Here is an 18,708-nt window from a genome sequence, read left to right as displayed (position 1 = left end):
GGTGAAAAATTATGACGATAGTCTTTAGAATAGGAATTGTTGATGACGATTCTGGGAAAGTAACTCAGATAATGACAAGATTAATACAAGGGATTGAGGGAGCTCCGCCTGAAAAACGGCAAAAATACTCGCAATATAAGTTTGAACCGATTGAAATTGATATAATTGAAGATTTGAATGTAATGGTTGATAAAATCATTAATGCGCGTTTAGACTGTCTTCTTGTTGACTATAAGTTATCTTCTTATAAAAGTGTTGACTATAGTGGGGTAGAACTAGCAAAAACTCTTGACGGAGCAATTTATGATTTTCCTATCTTTGTATTAACATCATATGATGATGACTTGTTTACAAATGAAATTTATAATGCCTACCAGGTGTTTGATTTTGATAGATACTTGAATGAAGATCCAGAACGTGTAGAACTGCATTTTAAAATAATTGAACAGATTTTAAAAACAGCAAAACAAAAAGAACAATGGGAAGAGGAATTAAAACGACTACTCCCTAAGGCCGGGACATCTGAAGATATCGATTCTAGGATCTTGGAACTTGACTCTAAGTTGGAAAAATCCATTGACGGTGGAAGCGCTCTTCCAGAGGGAGTGAAAAAGGATTTGTCTTCAAACAAAATTTCTGAATTACTTAATAGAATTGATGAGATTTTAGAAAGGGAGTAACCTCTTGAGATCAATCAAAATAAAAAAACCAGTAAGGAGTCATACTGGGGAGAAGTGGATCACAAACTCTTCTAATAAACAGTATCTTGCTCCTGATTTTGACAATAGATGCGCGTATTGTGACGATTTAGACAGTTATAGTGGGGGCTATAACGCTTACCATGTTGAGCATTTTGCGCCTAAAGAAAAGTTTAGAGAGCTTCAACATACATATGATAATTTACTATACAGTTGCCCTTACTGTAATATTTCAAAATCAAATAAATGGGTGGGGAGTACTGCGCAAGAGTGTGTTGTTGCAGAAAAAGGATTTGTTGATCCATGTACAGATGAATACTATAAACACCTCGCTAGGGACGATTCAGGCAATATAATTTCATTAACCCCATTAGGTCAGTACATGTATTTCGAACTGAAGCTTTACTTAAAAAGGCATTCAATTATATATAATATAGATCAACTTCGTATGCGAAGAGTTGCTTTGAAGTCGAAAATAGATGAAAAAATTACTAGGGGAGAAGACGTTACTAAATTGAGGCAAGTTCGGAGTGTACTCTCTGAGGTTCTTTGCGATTATTACGATCTCTTTTTAATAGATGAGGAATGTTGAATTAATTATGAATGCGAGGTATTAATTTATATTTCGTAAACATCTGCTTGCACTGATCCATTTTGATAGTATTCTAATAAATCTTCATTTAAGTCTTTATTTATAGGAATTTCTATAGTCGTAGTATAACCTAAACTATGATATTTCTCAGTGAATTTCAAGGCAGCCTCTTGCCCCCAATTGGGAGCGGGGCTGCCGTTGCTATAAGTAGCATTTGCATCGTTATCCAAACAGAACACAATTTCTTTCATTGGATTGTATTGAAGAAACCGCTCAAGTGCCTGATCGGATAGGCATCCGAGCGAAATGTAGTGAGCGGCTTTCCAGTCCTGACCACGTAGTTTCGCAATCGTAGCCCGACTCATAGCATCAATGGGGCTTTCACATACATATACCCGCGTGCTGTCAGAATTCCCGGTTAGATGAAACGGATAACTTTTGTCTGAATACTCTCTATCCTGCTTGAAAGGCTTATTTGGAGCGGTGCCGCGCATGGAGCAATACCGTGCAGTTCCTTCTTGGTCATATCCAACGAACACGCAGTTGCCCGTCTTGTCTTGCTGATACAACTTCTTTTCATGCATAAGTAATGAGACAATCTGAGGTGCTATTCCACGTACTTGAGTTAAATACCACGCAACTCGTCTGAAGTCTGGTGCTTTATCGGGAAGGATGAGTTGTCCTCGTTCTTTTGTAGAGGGAGCAACAGCTTTTTGAGGGAGCTCCAATTCCAGCAGATAAGCGACAGCTTCTTTAAATGTCATCCTGCAAAAATGCATGGCAAAATCAATCGTTCCGCCATGTGTATTACTGGAAAAGTGAAAGTAGCGATTGCTGTCTTTAAAAAAGTAAAGACCGCCACTTTGCTTGGCATGATAAGCGCGGCGACCGCCGTTCTCAAGTAGATAACCCTGTGATTTTGCAAATTCTATCAAATTCACCTGATTGGCTGATCTAATTTGCTCTTTGGTAAACAAGCTGTGTTGTGTCATGGACGCATCCCTCCATTCGTTGTTTAGGAAGGTGGAAAATCGTATAATATAGATAGGAAATTGGAAAGGGCGGATTGGATGGCTTCAGACGTGAACCCATATCTATTCCATTGCCATTAGCTAGAATATCTACGGTCAATGCTCTTAATTTCTGCCACGACATCTGAAACTACAGTAGGAAGAGTTCCTCCCCAAGAGCATAGAAGAGTGAAGTCCATTTGTTTTCATAAATTCCAAATTTAATGATATAATCAACTGAGAGAGTGATTCAATCGTTGGATTTAGGAGGGGATAGTATTGATATCGATACATTCAAGTAATTCAGATGGTGAGTCATTTAATAAGTTCCTAGAAAGGGTAATGACTACGTATAAACTCTCGACGCAAGCTTTAAGCAAGATGTCTAATAGTAGTGAGGATATGATTTTAGATTTGTTGAATGGTACTGTAGATGAAACGAAGTATTCCCAAGTTGTGATTTTAGAATTCCAGCAATTTATAGTCTTGCTATCTGTAGGTTTTGAAAGCGTACAGTCTAATGAAAGAGTTCAAGGAGTAATAGAGCATCTAATTCATAATTTGAATTTTTCTGTGGATTCACTAGCTCTTTTTTCCAAATTAGAAACACAAGATATTTACCATTTTCTCGAAAATCCAGATTCTATATCATTTGAAAAACGATATAAATTAGCGACCACCACTTTATTTCTTCATTACATATCTAAACCCTAACTACAAATAAGCGATAGAGGAATGAAACTCCACTATCGCTTATTTAAGTGCGTCCGAACTGGCAAAGAGCAGACGTGCAGCCATACACTCAGTTAGTTCATGGATTAATATACCATGTCATGTAGTTCCATACTGTTTTAGCAACTGGTATGCCTGCAAGATATGCTGTTCCAGTTAAAGAGGCAGAATAATAGTGTCCCTTCATTGGGGAATAAGGAACTGTTCCACTAAATCCGGTAACAGGCGTTGATCCTAGACTTAATCCTGATTTAAGGTCTGTCATATTCATAAATCCAACAAAGGAGGTGGCAGGTACATAGAGTACAATTGAGTAGTCAACTCCAGTTGCAGTAGGCTCAAGGGTCAGTGTTCCTCCGTCGCCTTGATATACTTTATTCGGGGTTATACCATCAGATGATTGTTCTACTAATTTTAAAGGAATAGTTACTTTTTGCCCTACCTCCAGTTTAATTGAAGAGAAATCTTCACTGGGCTGAAGAATTAGATTATTGGGAGGACTTACAGTTTCAGTTTCAGATTGGGCAAAAACTGATGAAGACAACGAAAGGAATAGTGCAATGGAAAATAATATAGATGATATTTTTTTAATCATTGTAAGACTCCATTCTTTATGAATTTTTAAGTCTTTATGCAGAGAATGTTAGTGATGTTACAACTCTTCGAAGCTACTGTGCTCATTAGTTTAATGAAAAAAATACAAATTTAAAGCCACCTAAGTTTTTTCATAAATAAACCTCCAATGGAATTATATTGTATTTCTAATTCTATGATAACTCTCAGAACATAAAAGTGCAATATGAACAAAGAACTAAAATTGTTAAAATTTTATATTTATAGTAATTTACTGAGTTTATCTGTACCCCAACTGGCACTATTTTTTTGTTCCTTGTAGATGTCTACCTATACTTCTTGTCCCGTATTTATCGATATGGTCACTTCTCCTCTTTTTGAGGTTTGTTCTTCCATATCATTATCCTCTACAATCTGTTCCTGCCCTTGCAATTCCTTAAACTCCAATGCAGAGTTAATCTCAGATTGCCGCACTACATATTGACTCAGTTGATCTTCTAATTCAAAGCGTTTCCCAATCTCTTTCTGTGCAGTCTCTATCTGGTGGAGGGTACCTTCCTGCTGCTGTTTGATTGCCTCCATCCTGACGGGTATTTTCTCCAAAAGGTTCTCTAACCTGCTTATATTGCCCAAAGCTGAATCTCCAAGCTCAACCGTGTAAGTTCCCGTTCCTCGCAGATGCAGATTGGCATGTTCAAAGGCAGAGTGGGATAACAAAATATCGAATCCTTTGTATTGCCTCACCTTTACAGCTTGATGCTCTAGTTCAGTGACTTTGGATAGAAGAAGTAGCACTTCTCCTGCTTGGGGACGCTCGGTATAAATCGTACTATCCAAGGTGATGGAGAAGCCGGTGTTGTTCAGCAAGCTTCCAATCTACTTGATACTGCTCCAATTTTTCTGCGCAGGAGGCTAACACCTGAGGGTAATGCTGGCTAAGCTGCCGTTCCAGCATAACTTGCTCGTTATGCCAGTTTGTTTTAAGTAGCTTGAGACGGATGACTTCATTGTCCACTTCCATTTTTTCCGCCAGCATGGGATTGCCTACAGCAACAGCCTTTACCTCAGCAGCGGAAAGCACCGTTTCGTCGGCGTCCTGACAGGAGCGAGAAATGCTTTTGCCAGTCATAACTTGCGATATATAGCGCAGCTTCTGCTCCTGGATTTGCCATAAATAAGAGTCGAAGGTTCCTTTAGTTACATAGCGGAAAATTTGCACCGATTCATTTTGATTGCCTTGCCGTAAAATGCGTCCATCCCGTTGAATGATATCAGAAGGTCGCCACGGGCAGTCGATATGGTGGGCAGCGATGAGCTTTGTTTGTATATTCGTCCCGGTTCCCATTTTTTGCGTGGAGCCCAACAGAATGCGGACTTCGCCGCGGCGTACCTGCTCAAACAAAGCCTCTCGTGCTGCATCTGTATTGACATCATGAATAAAGGCGATTTCCTGCTCGGGGATGCCTTGAAGCATCAGTTGGGATTTCACTTCATCATACACATTAAACTGCCCTGGTTTTGGAGTGCCACTGTCACTGAAAATAACTTGGGTAAGTCGATTAGCATGCGTTTCTTTCCAAATATCAAATACGTTATTAATACAAAGATTCAGCTTGGACATCGAATCAGCTGGGGCATCCTCATGTACAAGGCGAGGGTCAATCGACATCAGCTTGGCTTCATGAGTCAGCTTGAGCATGTTGTCCTCTTTAGCATCAACCTCATTATTCCGAATTTTCTCAGCCCGCATAACGAACTCATCCATCATCTGCTCTTGATAAGGGGAGCGGTCACTGACAACTACGTTAGCTTTATCGCCTTCCAACCTTGGAACGGGGAGTTTTAGCATGTCAGCAGTTTGAATATCTGCAACGAGACGGAACATGCTCATCAGCTCCGGCAAGTTATGGAACTTGGCAAAACGGGATTTCATGCGGTAACCGCTGCCTTCTGGCGTAATCTCTAGGGAAGAAACGACTTCGCCAAACGTGGCGGCCCAATTATCGAAGAAGTTTAGTCCCAACTTTTGCAGCAATTGAGGCTGGAGAAATCGCTGCATGACATACATCTCTGACATACTGTTGCTAATCGGTGTTCCTGTGGCGAATACAACTCCGCGTCCTTGATTCATCTCCTGCAAGTATTGGCACTTAAGCAGCATATCGGTAGCCCGCTGACTGCTGGATTTGCCGATTCCTGCGACATTACGCATTTTGGTGAAGGTGAAGCAGTTTTTATAGACATGAGCTTCATCAACAAATAGCATATCCACACCAAGCTGTTCAAAGGTGAGGAGGTCGTCCTTTCTACTTTCATTCATAAGACGCTCTAGGCGGGATTTTAGGTTATTTTCAAACACGACCATTTGCTTGATGCTCCAATTGTCGCCTTTTTCTTTTTTCATCTGATTAATCATGTGGGAGACGTTGTGGATTTCATCTTGCAGAAGCTGTTCCTGACGGTCATGGGAGATGGGGATTTTCTCGAATTGCGAATGACCGATAATGACAGCATCGTAATTACCCATCGCAATTTTGGAAACGAAGCGTTGACGGTTAGCCAAGCTAAAATCCTTTTTCGTAGTCACTAATACATTGGCAGAGGGGAAGAAGCGCAAAAATTCGTTGGCCCACTGCTCAGTCAAGTGATTGGGAACGCAGTATAAAGGTTTGTGAACTGCACCAATCCGTTTTAAATACATACCTGCAGCAATCATCGCCGCCGTTTTGCCAGCTCCGACTTCATGGGCCATGAGTGCTGTGCCAGAGTAAATAATGCGGGCAGCTACATCCTGTTGGTGCTTACGGAGGCTCATTTCCTGATTCATCCCCTGAAACACCAGGTGTTTCCCATCATAGGTGCGCGGGCGAATCGTGTTGAATTTGTCATTGTAGATGGAGAGTAGAGTATCAGCTCGGTCCTTATCCTGAAAAAGCCAAGAGGCAAATGCTTCTTTCATCTGCTGCTGCTTGGCGCGGGCAATCATCGTCTCCTTGGCATTGACCACATACTTGATTTGCTCATTGCCTTTCGCATCCAGATAAGTTACAGGGTCACGTATGGTAATGCTTTGTAAATTGAGACTGCTTTCGAAAATCTCATAAGCGTTGGCTCGTCCTGTACCGAAGGTCTGGTTGACTTTAATCGAGTCTCTTTCCACAGATTTTCCAGATACGCGCCATGTATTGGTGTATTCGAGATAGTCTACATCAATGGTCTGTGAATCTTGCATGATTCGGGCTGTTCCAAATGTTTCGTACATAAAGGCCCGATATACCTTAACTGGAATCCAGGGGCTGCCGATACGGAAGTCAATGTCTCCAGGCAGCAACGGAGCAGGTTGGACACGAGTAAGTGCCGCAACATTACGCTGAAATACATCCGGGTACGTCTGTGCTTTGAGCATGGCATAGGCGAGTTTGTCTTTAACATTGCCAGACAGATATTCCTCATCCAACTCCCAGCCTTCTTCTGTATCTCCTGTATAAGCTTGCGGATTTTGAAAAATTCGTTCCCCTAGTGCTTCTCGTACTTCATCGGTTGTTTTACCGCTAAGATGGGCGATATACGGCAGGTCGATGCGTAATCGGTGGTTCAGGCAAATTTGTAAGGCTTCCACCGGGTCATCCGTATGCTCCGGCAAGGCGTTGACTCGAATCGTCGGACGAGTAAAAATAGCGGCTTTTGTCCAGGTTTTATCTGCTGTAAAGTCTTCAATAGAGCGCAATAATGGTAGTTGGTTATCATCGGCAAAGGGAGAAGTATTTGCCCGTTCATTAATAGCACCATACTGATGAACAAAACGGTCATAACTTTGATTCAGTTTGAATTGAGATTGTTCCAGTTCTTCTGTTTCATAGCCGTATTCGCGAGATTGGATCTCAATGACATCAAGCAAAGCCGCGCGTATGGCGCATAAGCCTTTGATGCGATCTGATTTTTTGCCTTTGATGTCTTGAGGGAGAAGAATACCGTCCTCACAGTAATAAATGCGTTCTTGTTCGAAGATAAACGTATAGTTTGTTGTACCAGGAGGTGCTTTTCGGAAGGGTTCTTCTTCCCCATCTAGTGAGAGTGGTGAGCTATTGCTTTGGGTTAGGCTTATCTCATTCGGTAGCTCTGGAAAACGAGCCTGTAATGTACCGAGTGCTTGCTCCAGGGAAGGTAGTAGAGGACGTCCCTCATATGGAATGCAGGCACTCGTTTTCTCTGCACCGTACATACCCCGATCCCATTGTATTTGTCCTAACAGCATTTCAGGATGAGAGAGGTAATAACGATTGATGGGCACTCCGTCTAGCGTCTCACCAACCTCAATTCATTCGGGCAGGTCTGCTTGTGTGAGAGCAAGAGGGGACTCCCGTTTTTGTAGAAATACGATATCTGTGGTAACTGTAGCCCCGGCAAGGGATTGGAAGGTCGTGTTCGGCAAACGAACCATACCGATTAATTCAGCCTTTTGTGCTAGGATCTGACGTACACTGGAGTCTTGTTTATCCATTGTGCCTTTACTGACGATAAAAGCTAACATACCGCCAGGCTTGAGCAAGTCCAGCGAACGGATGAAGAAGTAATCGTGGATGTAATGGCTGCTACTATAACGGCGGTCGTGGATACGAATGTTATGAAAGGGAACGTTGGAGAAGATAGCGTCAAAGTGTTGATCGCGCCAGTCTATTGTTTCAAAGCCTTGGATATGAATGTTCGCCTTGGGATAGAGCTGTTGTGAAATTCTGCCCGTTAGAGAGTCTAACTCTACACCATGAAGTTCAGCATGTTCCCATTCAGGAGGCAATACGGAAAAGAAGTTTCCACTGCCCATTGAAGGCTCCAACAAGCGCCGCCCAGTGCCACTATCGGTTAATCCAAAGCGTTGCAAGGTCGCATGGATGGTCTGAATTAAGGATTGCTCGGTGTAGAAGGCAGTAATTGTGGAGTTGCGGGCTGCTGCATATTCGTCTTCATTTAATAGCTGCTTTAACTCAGTATATTCAGTCTCCCAGCCGCTCGCAGTAGGATGAAAGGCATTGGCTAATCCGCCCCAGCCGACATAACCGGCTAAAACATGCTGTTCATCCGTTGTCGCTTGCCGCTGAGCTGATTCCAATTGCTTGAGTAGGTGAATGGCCTCTACGTTCCGCTTGTACTTACTCTTTGGACCAGATACATAGGGGGATTGTTCGGCTTGAAAGCGATAGTTGGCCACAGCAGGGACTTTAGGTAGAGCATTTGAAGAGGACGTTTCATTTTCAATCGAGCCTTCAGTGTTTTCTAATAGAGAAGGGGAGTCTTGTTGCTGCCCATCAGCAAGATTGGATAAATGGTGCTGCTTCTCTTTGGCTTCGCTGAAATCATCTTTAATCTCTACTTGCTCGTTGGCGTAATCAAATAACGTCCATTCTGACTCCACAGGTGGAAAGGGAGCGGCGTGTTCGTCATATCGTCCTTCTGCAATTAATTGAAGTAATGTGTCGCTGAATTTCTTCCATTTAAAATGTTCTTCATGTGATCCATTTGCATCTTTCCAAGAAACCGTAATTTGTTTGCCATCAAAGGCATATCCGACAAGTCCATTTTCAAAATCACCTCGTGCTCCGCTAATTCCATAGAGAGATTTTAAAAAGGAGATCAAATCAGCCGACTTAATAGGATAGTTATCTACGACAAACTGATAGACACGTTGTTTTGTTGCCCAAGAGCTTCTGTTGCTTACGATTAAATAGGGCAGCATATCTTCACCTATGTGCACTTCGGAAAGAACTGCACTTTTATTGGGCATAAAAAAAGAACCGCTTGATGGCGGCTCAGGTGAGGTCGGCGAAGGGAGACTATCTTGGGTTATCGCGGCTTTAGAATGAGGTCGTTCATGATCAGTTCCTCCGCCGTTGATTTGATCTGGTTCAGATGACGTGTACGTTCCAATGTATCGTCCGTCTGGGGCAGGGGCTGAAGGAGAAGCAGTTGGTCGGTCAATTGTTCCATCCGTTCCAGTGCCTCCTGTTCGACCTGATGTATTTTGGTCATCAGGTTGCCTTCCATTTGAAGAATTTGAAAGCGTTACGGGTGATGATTCCGCAGATGGTTCAGCGCCAGCCGCCCGAATTTCCCCAAGGGCTGTTGATCGCTTATCGCTTCGTTCGAGATTTGCAGGTTCGGATACAGCAGTCCGTCCACTTCGTGATACGTCAATGTCGGTTTGTCGGGATGATTCATGAGATAAGCTCCTTTCCTGTTCCATAATTTTTACATAACGTGCAATGTCTGTGAGTAGGGCGTGGGCGTGAGTGTTCACCTGATAGCCCAAGCGTGCAGCAAGCGGCAAGGTATCGAAATGGGTAATCGTCGAAAAGTCAGTATGATTTGGTTCAGGCAACTGGCAGCGACGATGGATAAGGTAACGAACGCTGTCTTCTATTAAGTCGCCCATATGCTGTTCAAGTCCAAGCATAGGGATGCTACCTAAGAAATGGTCTTGAAGATCATGCTCAATATCCTGTAGCCATTCATCCCAGGTTGAATGAACCGTGTCATGTACGAGCTGCGAGATGGCTTCAGGAAGGTTAAGCGTATCGTAGGAAGTTATTCGCCCAGCTAGTTCCTCGGGATCAAGCTGTTCCAGACTCCAGAGAGTAGGGGCTTGTTTGCCTGTTGTTTGGGTGACATCGAATAAATGACTTAGTGCCGGTGTGGTTTGTTGGAAGTCACAGACGGCAATGCTCTTCTCGCCTTTTGTCACATAACGACCTAGCTGATTCCATAATGGAAGGGGAGCCAACATGGTCGCATCTGGACGCTGAGCATAAATGAGTAAGCTGTTGTCAAATGAGTACTTGTAGATGGATGCTGCAAAGTGCATGTATTGTTGCCAGGTATCTCCGCTGGATGTGATGTCGCTAATTGCAGAAGCATATAGTTGGCGCAAGGGCTGAAAACGGCTCATGGAAGGCTCTCCTTTCTGATTGGAATAGACAGGCGTTATATAATTCAGGCTTCGTGTTCATATGAAGAGTGATGATCTGTTTCTGTTGGTGAAAAGGCAAAGTACGGTTGTTCCAGGGTATGGGCATATTCTGCATAACGCAGCTTGATTGCTTCAAAAAAGTAAGGCATCAGTCCAGTGTCAAATAGTTGGTATGGGCTGTACTGACTGGGATTATCGCGTCTTGTTTCAGCATCTCCGCTATAGCCGTTGTACAAGTTAAAGGCGAGACGAGTCATCTTAATAGAAGTACTAGTTTGCCAGCCTTGTTCCAGTGCGTCCAAACGAATTGCTTGTTCTTCGTAATCGTACAGTTCTTGGATATGCTGGCGGGTTTGAGACGTAATTCCAAGAACATAGAAGAAAGCCTGACGGTACGGATCATGTTGACTATGGGTCATGCGAAGATTGCCCTCGTAAAACTGCTCATGCTCAATATCCTTAAAGATCGAATTCATGTGTGTGTCCTCCTTTTATTCATGGGATGATTCATTTGATGGTTGTCGCTGATTTGAGAAATACATTTCCAATGCTTTATCGATGATTTCCTCGACCTCGGTGGCCTTGTGAACTGAGGAAAAGTATTTTGCATATACTTTATGCTTGAGCTTGAAGGGAGCTGGCGTTTTATTTCTCAGCTTACGTGTGGCTTCGCCAGACAAGATTTTGACTGCTTGCTCATCGGTTAACTGGCCGGAGTATTCACGCAGGAGCTCTGCCTTTTTCATATCAACTTTGTATTCGTTCTGAGACAGTACTTCATGGACAGCTTGTTGTTCAGTCTCATTCAGATAGGAAAGGCTGACCGCAGGATATAGTCCGATCTTCGCATCATCTACCAGTTTCTTGAGTAGAGGAGTGAGCTTGTCTATACGAAGCAGACGGGCAACTGTATTTTTGGATAGTCCATACTCATGCCCCAACTTTTCATCACTTCTCAACTTCGTACCTATTAGGGGCGAAGTTTCATTTTCATTGTTGTATTGCGGGTTTTCTAGTGTTTTTAATTCTTCAATAATGTCATTTCGTTTCCCCTGTGAGAACATATCCGAATAACGAAGTGACAACACTTTTGCTTTTTCTGATGGAAACATATCTGAAAAGGAGCGCTGCAATACATTGGTTTCGACCACATACATAAGCGCTTCTTCATCAGTAAGCTTTTCCTTCACAACAGCAGGCAGTTTTTCAACCCCCAACAATTGCGCGGCATTCATCCGGTTATGTCCAGCCAGCATTTCGTGGTCACAGCCGTTCTCATCGACTTCAATTTTTCGCACAATGACTGGTACAAGAATACCGTTAGTTTCAATGCTACTCATCATATCCGCCAATCGTTCACCTTCATATAAGCGGAATGGATGTTCTTTATACATTCTGATTTTGCTTATGGGTATAGTTTGTATTCCGCCAGTTTGCTCTAACGGAAACTGGTCTTTCTCCGATAGCAACAACAGCTCGTCGATGCTCGAGAGCTTGGGAACAGGGCGCTTAACAGCCACTTTCCATCAGCTCCTTCGCCAGTTCTTGATACGCCGCGGCAACCTTGGACTTGGGTTCAAATTGAATAATGCTTTGGCTGTAGAAGTTTGCTTCTCCGACTTTAACGGACAAGGGAATCTGCACATCGAAGATACGGAAGGTTTCACGGTAATAGACTTTGACCAGACGAAAAGCTTCCTTATATAAGTTGGTTCGGGTATTGCACATAGTCATTAAGATCCCTTCAATACTAATGCGTGGATTAATTCGTTTTTTGACTTTGACAATGATTCTTAGTAACTGGGTTAATCCTGTTGCAGACCATAACTGAGGATTGACCGGAATCAGCACGCTATCGCTGGCTGCAAGAGCATTAATCGTCAGCAAGCCAAGCGAAGGGTTAGTGTCGATAATGATGAAGTCGTAGTTTGGCTTCATCGGTTCCAGCAGAGATGCTAGTGTTTTCTCGCCGCCCATTTCATCTCGCAAGTTGATCTCGGCAACGGACAACTCAATGTTGCTCGGAATGAGGTCAATATTGCCATGCGAGTGAATGTAATCTTCAGCAGGAGGAAGCGGCTCGTCGCTCATAATTGCGTTCATGACATTGAACATGGAGAATGGAAGTTGATCCGGTTGCTCAATACCAAAGCACATAGAAAGATTGCCTTGTGGATCGAAATCGACGAGTAGTACTTTTTTTCTTCATTAGATAGGGCGTAAGCAAGGTTGTAGGCGGTAGTCGTTTTACCTGTACCGCCTTTCTGATTGGCGATGGTGATAACGGTTGATTTGTTCAAGGATATTACCTCCTTTAGTGAGAATAATTTGATGAGTTTGAAACAAAATATATTTAGTTTCAATTAAGGAGTGAAGATATGCATTTACGTAAAGAAATTCGTTCACTATCCCCAGAAGAATTACTTGCTTTACGCCGTGCAATGATTGAATTCCAACTCAAAGAAGGGCAGGGAAGTTATATTGATTTAGCTGGTTATCATGGAATTCCGGGTCACCGCTGTCCGCATGGCAGTCCATTGTTTTTACCTTGGCATAGAGCGTACATTCGTACTTTTGAACAATCTCTTCAATCAATTGACTCTACAGTTTCATTACCGTTTTGGGACTGGACATCAAGTGAATCGTTAGCACAGGGGATGGCTAGTGCTCATTCAGATGAGTCATTTGAGATGGATGGGAGTATTTTAGCCAATCCACTTATGTCAGGACCAATTGAGGACAGAAGCCGTAATACCCGTCGTATGCCTCCTCATGAATTAAATCAACTAAGAAGTTTTGCTTTATCTGTGAATATTGCTATGAGTCAAATAAACTATCTTAGCTTTAATAATTTCATTGAGGAGCCACATGGTAGTATCCATGTTTGGGTTGGAGGACAGGGTGGTGATATGTCCTCAGTTCCTCGTGCTGCATACGATCCTATTTTTTGGTCGCATCACTCTAATGTGGATAGACAATGGGCAATTTGGCAAAAGTGTCATATTAACGAAAATCCAACTGATGATTTGATGTCTCAATTACTTGATGGTTTCCCTAATTGGAGAGTGGCTGACACAATTGATATTTCATCTTCACGACTTGACTATACTTATGAAGGATTAGATGCTATAACTTGTCCAACTAGATCGGAGGAGAATTTTATAAATGAAATAAAATCACGAATAATTGTTGAAGTAAAAGATATTGTTCGAGATAATGAATCCTTTATGGTGGATATTTTTTTGGAAGATGAAACATCTTCTTCTACATCAAAAGTTTTTGCAGGATCTTTTGGTATTTTTGGTGCTGAAGGATTACATGGTACTGGTCACGACGTCCACCATCATCATGGTGTAAAAACTAATCAACATATTGATGTTTCAGAGGCGGTAAAAAAACTAGAACTGAGTGCTGATCAAATACAATCTGTTCAAATTCATTTGCAAGCAACTAACAAAGAAGGAGATGTTATTGATTCTGCTAAGTTACCTATTGGATCAATGGATATACGGATGGTTTGAACATAAAATATGAGAATCATTTATTTCTTAAGGTAAATTTGTCAATGGTAGGGGCGGGCTGGTTCTGCTTCAGTTCTTTCCGAGTTCTTCCCAACGTTCTAAAATGGCTACTTTTTCAGTGATCATCGGGAAGTCAGACTGGCTCTGATTTCAATGGAAAAACCCGCAAAAAACCTTGGTTCTACAAGGCTTTTTGCGGGTTTTATATTCCTCTTCTTGGACTTAACTTCTGCTCATGTCGCAATAGAGTGTGCGACTCAAAATCGAGTGGGAAACCGTGGAGGTTCGAGTCCTCTCGCCGGTATACGTATAAAAAAGTTCATTAGACATCTAATGAACTTTTTTTGTATTCTCTGTTCCAGCAAGCGTGTGAGTTACAAACTGAATATCAATTAGAGTTCCAATTCACATTACTAGCACCTTGTTCTAAAGTAGAAACGATATTTCTTTTTACAAACCGATGGTCGGTTTATATAATTAGTTTAAATTAAAAGAAAGAAGGAAACCTGATGATCCCCTTGATCAATCCACTGGGCAGTTTTTTAGCATGTACGCTTGTTCATGCTGTGAGTAACAAAACAGTACTATCAAATGTGAGAGCTAGAGGACGGATTGCTCTAAGTATAATGCTGGTTTCAACAGGCATTTCTCACTTCACAAATGCACAACAGTTTGTTGATATTCCAGATTTAAGGTAGCAGGCATTGCAACTGTGATTTCCTTTGTGCTCATTTTTCCAGTTAATGATTAATGCGCTCAGCAACAAAGATGTTCCCGGAGCATTAAACCATATCCCTTATTATTTGTGGATCAGGCTACTGTTTCAGTCTGTGAATATTTGTTGGACGGTTTGGTCATCAGAACTACGCAAGTCTGGAGGAATAACACTTGAAAAATGAGGACAGACGAAAGAATACAATGGCGCATTTGTTGACTGCGACTAAGGAATTATTAGACGTAAAAGGTTGCCATGCAATCACTTTGAAAGAAATTATGGAGCGTTCCGGGTTATCAAAAGGGGCGATTTTCCATTATGTCCGAAGCAAAGATGAGATTTTCATCTGGATTCTAATGGAACATCAGGAAACGTTACATTCGAAATTTTTGTCTGCGGTGTCCGAAGCAGATGTGAAAACGTTTGAGGGACCGATGCAGGTCATAACTGCAAATCTACTTCAATTAGAACAGCAGGGATCGATAACGAACAAAATTCTACTTTATTTGTTGGGAAAAGAGGACGATCCACAGATCTCTGCTACGCTCGAACAATTTTACGAAAGGTCAGTTAGTTATTCGATGCAGTGGATTGAACTAGGTATACAACATGGTGTGATTGATCAATCAGTAGACACGGAACAACTTGGAGAGCTATTCGTTCTCCTCTCGATGGGACTACGGATACGTGCTTCAATGACCAAGAAAGAAAAGTCTCGGCTGGCTTCTGCTGAAATCTCACGCTTCATATCTTATATGCTTAGGTAGTAGGTTTAAACAAGGTTGCAAGAAACAGAAGGAGGATGTATGGCACCATTTATTGTATTATGCGTGTGTTTTTTGCTGCTTCGAGGAGGAGGCTATTTGTTTATTCCTATGCTTGACCATTGGCATCCTGCTCTACAAGGAGCAGTTTCCATTATGTTTTTGATGACGGCTTCAGCACATTGGGGCAGACGAAGAGCAGATTTGCTACGGATGGTTCCACCCCGTCTATCAAACAAAGAGGGGATTGTCACTTGGACAGGATACTTGGAAATTGCTGGGGCGTTAGGCCTTCTGGTACCCTATATTGATTGGGCTGCCTCTGGTGGTCTAATCCTTATGCTCATCATGATGTTCCCTGCAAATATCCATGCTGCCCAGGGGAAGCTTACGATTAATGGCAGGCCAGTTCTCTCGGTTTTCCCCCGTTTATTGCTTCAACTTGTCTTTATTACAGCGGTTGTACTTGCTTCGCCTCTGTTCGGTTAAATAAAGAGCATTGACGTTTCGTTTTATTACTATCTTTTGGGATAGTATATATCATAAAAGACCGTACTATATTTTCAGCTGCGTTCAATTTATACTAGCCTTACATTCAACTAAGGAGAGGATAGTATGACAACAGCTCAAATTTATAATCACGGTGTCGCATGGGAAGAGGATTTTGGTGTTACGCAAGGCTATAGTATCCATGGGACGATTTATATCTCCGGGCAATTTTCCCACGATATGGAGGGGAACTTCGTTGGCGAGGGAGATGTTGAGGTGCAGACACGACAGTCGCTGGAGAACCTGGATCGAGTGTTAGCTGGATTTGGTGTCGCTAGAGCAAATATTGCCGAATTAGAGATCTTCTTGACCCACCCACAAGAGCACTTTCAGCAGTGCGTTGGTCTGTACAAAGAGTATGTAGGCGAGCATCGTCCAGCGGTGACTCTCGTCGGAGTATCAGGTCTAGCGTTTCCTCATCAGCTTGTCGAAATTCGGGCGGTTGCACATACTGATTAAATCAGTACACCCACTTATACATTCATTCTTTACATTTCAATCACCACATTTAGCTCGTTATTCAATCCGTATTGGCGGATACTTGTCGAGGCTAAGCTTCAGATAACGTTAGTACTGTATAAAAGTCCAGAGTCTGCGTATGTATCATAGATCTTCGGCAAGAGGAGGCTGTCCCATAAGTAGATATTCTACTGGCGGAGACAGGCCCTCTGTGTTCTCAAAAGCTTAAAACGTCAACAGAGCAGCGATTCTCCCGTTATTGGAGAATCGCTGCTCTGCGTTTTTGGTCATTTACAGCTTGCTTCAATAGATTATGGGCGAGCGAAAGCCAGCCGACCTCCAGCGTCACTTTTTCGATGCCGCGAAGCAGAAATCGCCGGAAGCCCCGGTTGTTCTTCAGTTGTCCAAATACGCTTTCTGGCTCCGTCATTCGGCGTACGGATAAGAGATATCCTTCCTCGCTTTGCAGCGTTTCCCGAGCCTGCTTCTGGTACCGTAATCGTTCCAAGCTCACCACGACTTCCCGATTTCCCCTTGCCTTCGTGCAGCTTTCTTTTAGCGGACATCCTTCGCAGCTCTGACTTCGGTAATGACGCTTCCGAATTTCGTATCCGCTCTCTACGATTTCCTTACTCTCTTTGCGGAAATACAGCGTTTGTCCAGCCGTGCATATCCAGTGATCCTCGGCTTCGTTGTACATCCAGTTCTCCATCTTTCCGACATTCGCTTTCCAGGCTTTGCTCTTTTCCTTGTGGTAGCTGCCATATTTCACTACCGCCTGAATCTCTTTCTTTTCCAGGTAGGCGTAGTTTTCTTCGCTGCCGTAGCCGGCATCCGCAATTACGGTCTTTGGAAGTTTCCCAAGGATCTGCCTTGCTTTTTCCATGTGCGGTTGTAAACAGCGGGTGTCGGTCGCTCTTTGGTGTAGACTGTAGGCTAAAATAAACTGGTTTTCGGTCCCAATCTGTACATTGTAGCCTGGTTTCAGCTGGCCATTTCGCATGTGGTCTTCTTTCATTCGCATAAACGTCGCGTCTGAGTCTGTTTTACTGAAACTATTTCGGTCACCAAGCAGCTTTTGGTACTGCTCGTACTTTAGCAGCCGAGGAAGCAAATCCTTCCGTAGCCTCCGAACTGCCTTTTTTAGGGGCTTGTCTTTCGGTTTTAGGGCAAGCTGAGCTTCAAGCTTTTCCACGGCTTGTTCGAGTTTTACACTGCTCACTTCGAAACCTGTGCCGAGTTCAGCAAGATCTTTCCCTTGATTCTCTTGGTCTTCCTGCTCTTGTGCCGCTTCAATGTCAGCGAACAGGGCATGTACCTTTTCCTGCAGTTTGGCTTTGTGTTTGCTGACGGCTTTGCCCCACACAAACGTATAACGGTTAGCATTGGCCTCGATTTTGGTTCCGTCCACAAAGTACTGCTCCAAAGAAACGTATTTTTCGTCAGCCAGAAACTGAAGCACGGCGGTAAATACGGCTTCGAGAACGCTCTTCATCCGCTCGGAGCGGAAGCGGTTAAGGGTCCGAAAGTCTGGCCGCTGCCGTCCGGCGAGCCACATGAAGAGGATGTTCTCCCGGATGGATTTGGCGATTTGGCGGGAGGAATATATACGCTGAGTGTAGGCGTAAATGATGACTTTGGTAAGCATTTTAGGGTGATAGCTGTCACGGCCACCGCCAGGGTAGGCCGCGTCAAAAATGGCGTCGTCCAGCCGATTGACGGCCGCATTCACGACACGAACGAGGTGGTGTTCTGGAATATCTTCTTCCAGATCCATTGGCAAGCAAAGTTGGTCCATGGTATATTGAATGTACAAAAGAAACCCTCCTTTGAAATGGTTGCTCGACACTTCCATTTTACCAAAGAATGGTTTCTTTTTTTGTATTTTTAAAAGAATTGAAAATGATTCTCCCGCTTAAACAGTGGAGAGGACGGACTGATTGTGGAAAAGCGGTAGCGGTCGCCTTTGTCCCCGGATTTTCACCGCTTAGGAAAATAAATAAAATCTGGGGACAACAGCGATTGGAACAACGGTCCGTTCACGGAGCGTCCTCTCGAAGTGCCTAAGTATATCCTACTCTAAAACCAAAGGGTGTCCCAAGCAGCCATTTCATGGCTTTTGGGACACCCCCTT

15 protein-coding genes and 1 pseudogene are annotated in these 18,708 nt (G+C 43.0%); 7 read left to right on the top strand and 9 right to left on the bottom strand.

What is annotated here, in order from left to right; genetic code table 11:
* The first annotated feature begins 11 nt into the window (after window positions 1–11).
* Window positions 12–680, top strand: coding sequence for a hypothetical protein (locus K331_RS0122125; protein WP_028591964.1), 669 nt, complete (start codon window positions 12–14; stop codon window positions 678–680).
* A 4-nt stretch (window positions 681–684) separates the two neighbouring features.
* A complete protein-coding gene (locus K331_RS0122120) occupies window positions 685–1,290 on the top strand; it encodes an HNH endonuclease (RefSeq protein WP_028591963.1) in 606 nt (201 codons plus the stop codon).
* A gap of 26 nt (window positions 1,291–1,316) precedes the next feature.
* Here the strand turns inward: K331_RS0122120 and K331_RS30200 are convergent, their stop codons facing one another.
* Window positions 1,317–2,282, bottom strand: a complete 966-nt coding sequence (locus K331_RS30200; RefSeq protein WP_051289978.1) for a DUF3991 and TOPRIM domain-containing protein — start codon at window positions 2,280–2,282, stop codon at window positions 1,317–1,319.
* A gap of 297 nt (window positions 2,283–2,579) precedes the next feature.
* On the opposite strand from K331_RS30200, the gene K331_RS31150 reads away from it, so the two are divergent.
* Entirely contained in the window at window positions 2,580–3,014 is a 435-nt protein-coding gene (locus K331_RS31150; protein ID WP_028591962.1) for an HTH domain-containing protein, read from the top strand.
* Between the two features lie 97 nt (window positions 3,015–3,111).
* On the opposite strand, the gene K331_RS0122105 is transcribed toward K331_RS31150, so the two are convergent.
* The 7 genes and pseudogenes from K331_RS0122105 to K331_RS30180 all read right to left on the bottom strand — a co-directional run bounded on the left by K331_RS0122105 (window position 3,112) and on the right by K331_RS30180 (window position 12,866).
* Entirely contained in the window at window positions 3,112–3,627 is a 516-nt protein-coding gene (locus tag K331_RS0122105) for a hypothetical protein (protein ID WP_028591961.1), read from the bottom strand.
* Window positions 3,628–3,935: 308 nt separating this feature from the next.
* Window positions 3,936–4,472, bottom strand: coding sequence for a hypothetical protein (locus tag K331_RS31145; protein WP_156897699.1), 537 nt, complete (start codon window positions 4,470–4,472; stop codon window positions 3,936–3,938).
* The gene (locus K331_RS30190; protein ID WP_156897698.1) at window positions 4,435–7,896 is read right to left on the bottom strand and encodes an SNF2-related protein; all 3,462 of its coding nucleotides are present in this window, start codon (window positions 7,894–7,896) and stop codon (window positions 4,435–4,437) included. Before K331_RS30190 ends, K331_RS31145 begins: the two co-directional genes overlap by 38 nt.
* 27 nt (window positions 7,897–7,923) lie before the next feature.
* On the bottom strand, window positions 7,924–10,545 hold the full coding sequence (locus K331_RS33245) for a class I SAM-dependent methyltransferase (RefSeq protein ID WP_051289975.1): 2,622 nt from the start codon (window positions 10,543–10,545) through the stop codon (window positions 7,924–7,926).
* Between the two features lie 44 nt (window positions 10,546–10,589).
* A complete protein-coding gene (locus K331_RS0122095) occupies window positions 10,590–11,042 on the bottom strand; it encodes a DUF6075 family protein (protein WP_028591960.1) in 453 nt (150 codons plus the stop codon).
* A gap of 15 nt (window positions 11,043–11,057) precedes the next feature.
* The gene (locus K331_RS0122090) at window positions 11,058–12,086 is read right to left on the bottom strand and encodes a ParB N-terminal domain-containing protein (protein WP_028591959.1); all 1,029 of its coding nucleotides are present in this window, start codon (window positions 12,084–12,086) and stop codon (window positions 11,058–11,060) included.
* Window positions 12,076–12,866, bottom strand: a pseudogene (locus K331_RS30180) (ParA family protein). Before K331_RS30180 ends, K331_RS0122090 begins: the two are co-directional and overlap by 11 nt.
* A gap of 78 nt (window positions 12,867–12,944) precedes the next feature.
* On the opposite strand from K331_RS30180, the gene K331_RS0122080 reads away from it, so the two are divergent.
* The 4 genes from K331_RS0122080 (at window position 12,945) to K331_RS0122065 (ending at window position 16,574) form a co-directional block, all read left to right on the top strand.
* On the top strand, window positions 12,945–14,087 hold the full coding sequence (locus tag K331_RS0122080) for a tyrosinase family protein (protein ID WP_028591958.1): 1,143 nt from the start codon (window positions 12,945–12,947) through the stop codon (window positions 14,085–14,087).
* A gap of 888 nt (window positions 14,088–14,975) precedes the next feature.
* Window positions 14,976–15,569 (top strand): TetR/AcrR family transcriptional regulator, encoded by a 594-nt coding sequence (locus K331_RS0122075; RefSeq protein WP_028591957.1) that lies wholly within the window; start codon window positions 14,976–14,978, stop codon window positions 15,567–15,569.
* Between the two features lie 96 nt (window positions 15,570–15,665).
* Window positions 15,666–16,055: a DoxX family protein gene (locus K331_RS0122070; protein ID WP_226383670.1), complete on the top strand. Its 390-nt coding sequence runs from the start codon at window positions 15,666–15,668 to the stop codon at window positions 16,053–16,055.
* 126 nt (window positions 16,056–16,181) lie between these two features.
* A complete protein-coding gene (locus K331_RS0122065) occupies window positions 16,182–16,574 on the top strand; it encodes a RidA family protein (RefSeq protein ID WP_028591955.1) in 393 nt (130 codons plus the stop codon).
* 256 nt (window positions 16,575–16,830) lie between these two features.
* On the opposite strand, the gene K331_RS0122060 is transcribed toward K331_RS0122065, so the two are convergent.
* Window positions 16,831–18,390, bottom strand: coding sequence for an IS1182 family transposase (locus K331_RS0122060; protein ID WP_028589927.1), 1,560 nt, complete (start codon window positions 18,388–18,390; stop codon window positions 16,831–16,833).
* Window positions 18,391–18,708 lie beyond the last annotated feature (318 nt).

This window comes from Paenibacillus massiliensis subsp. panacisoli DSM 21345 (genome assembly GCF_000426545.1).
Lineage (GTDB): Bacteria > Bacillota > Bacilli > Paenibacillales > Paenibacillaceae > Paenibacillus > Paenibacillus panacisoli.
This window is presented reverse-complemented; position numbering and strand designations above follow the sequence as displayed.

Coding starts and splice junctions, on each gene's coding strand:
- K331_RS0122125 (WP_028591964.1), top strand. CDS start 12: ATGACGATAGTCTTTAGAATAGGAATTGTTGATGACGATTCTGGGAAA.
- K331_RS30200 (WP_051289978.1), bottom strand. CDS start 2,282: ATGACACAACACAGCTTGTTTACCAAAGAGCAAATTAGATCAGCCAAT.
- K331_RS0122105 (WP_028591961.1), bottom strand. CDS start 3,627: ATGATTAAAAAAATATCATCTATATTATTTTCCATTGCACTATTCCTT.
- K331_RS33245 (WP_051289975.1), bottom strand. CDS start 10,545: ATGAGCCGTTTTCAGCCCTTGCGCCAACTATATGCTTCTGCAATTAGC.
- K331_RS0122095 (WP_028591960.1), bottom strand. CDS start 11,042: ATGAATTCGATCTTTAAGGATATTGAGCATGAGCAGTTTTACGAGGGC.
- K331_RS0122080 (WP_028591958.1), top strand. CDS start 12,945: ATGCATTTACGTAAAGAAATTCGTTCACTATCCCCAGAAGAATTACTT.
- K331_RS0122065 (WP_028591955.1), top strand. CDS start 16,182: ATGACAACAGCTCAAATTTATAATCACGGTGTCGCATGGGAAGAGGAT.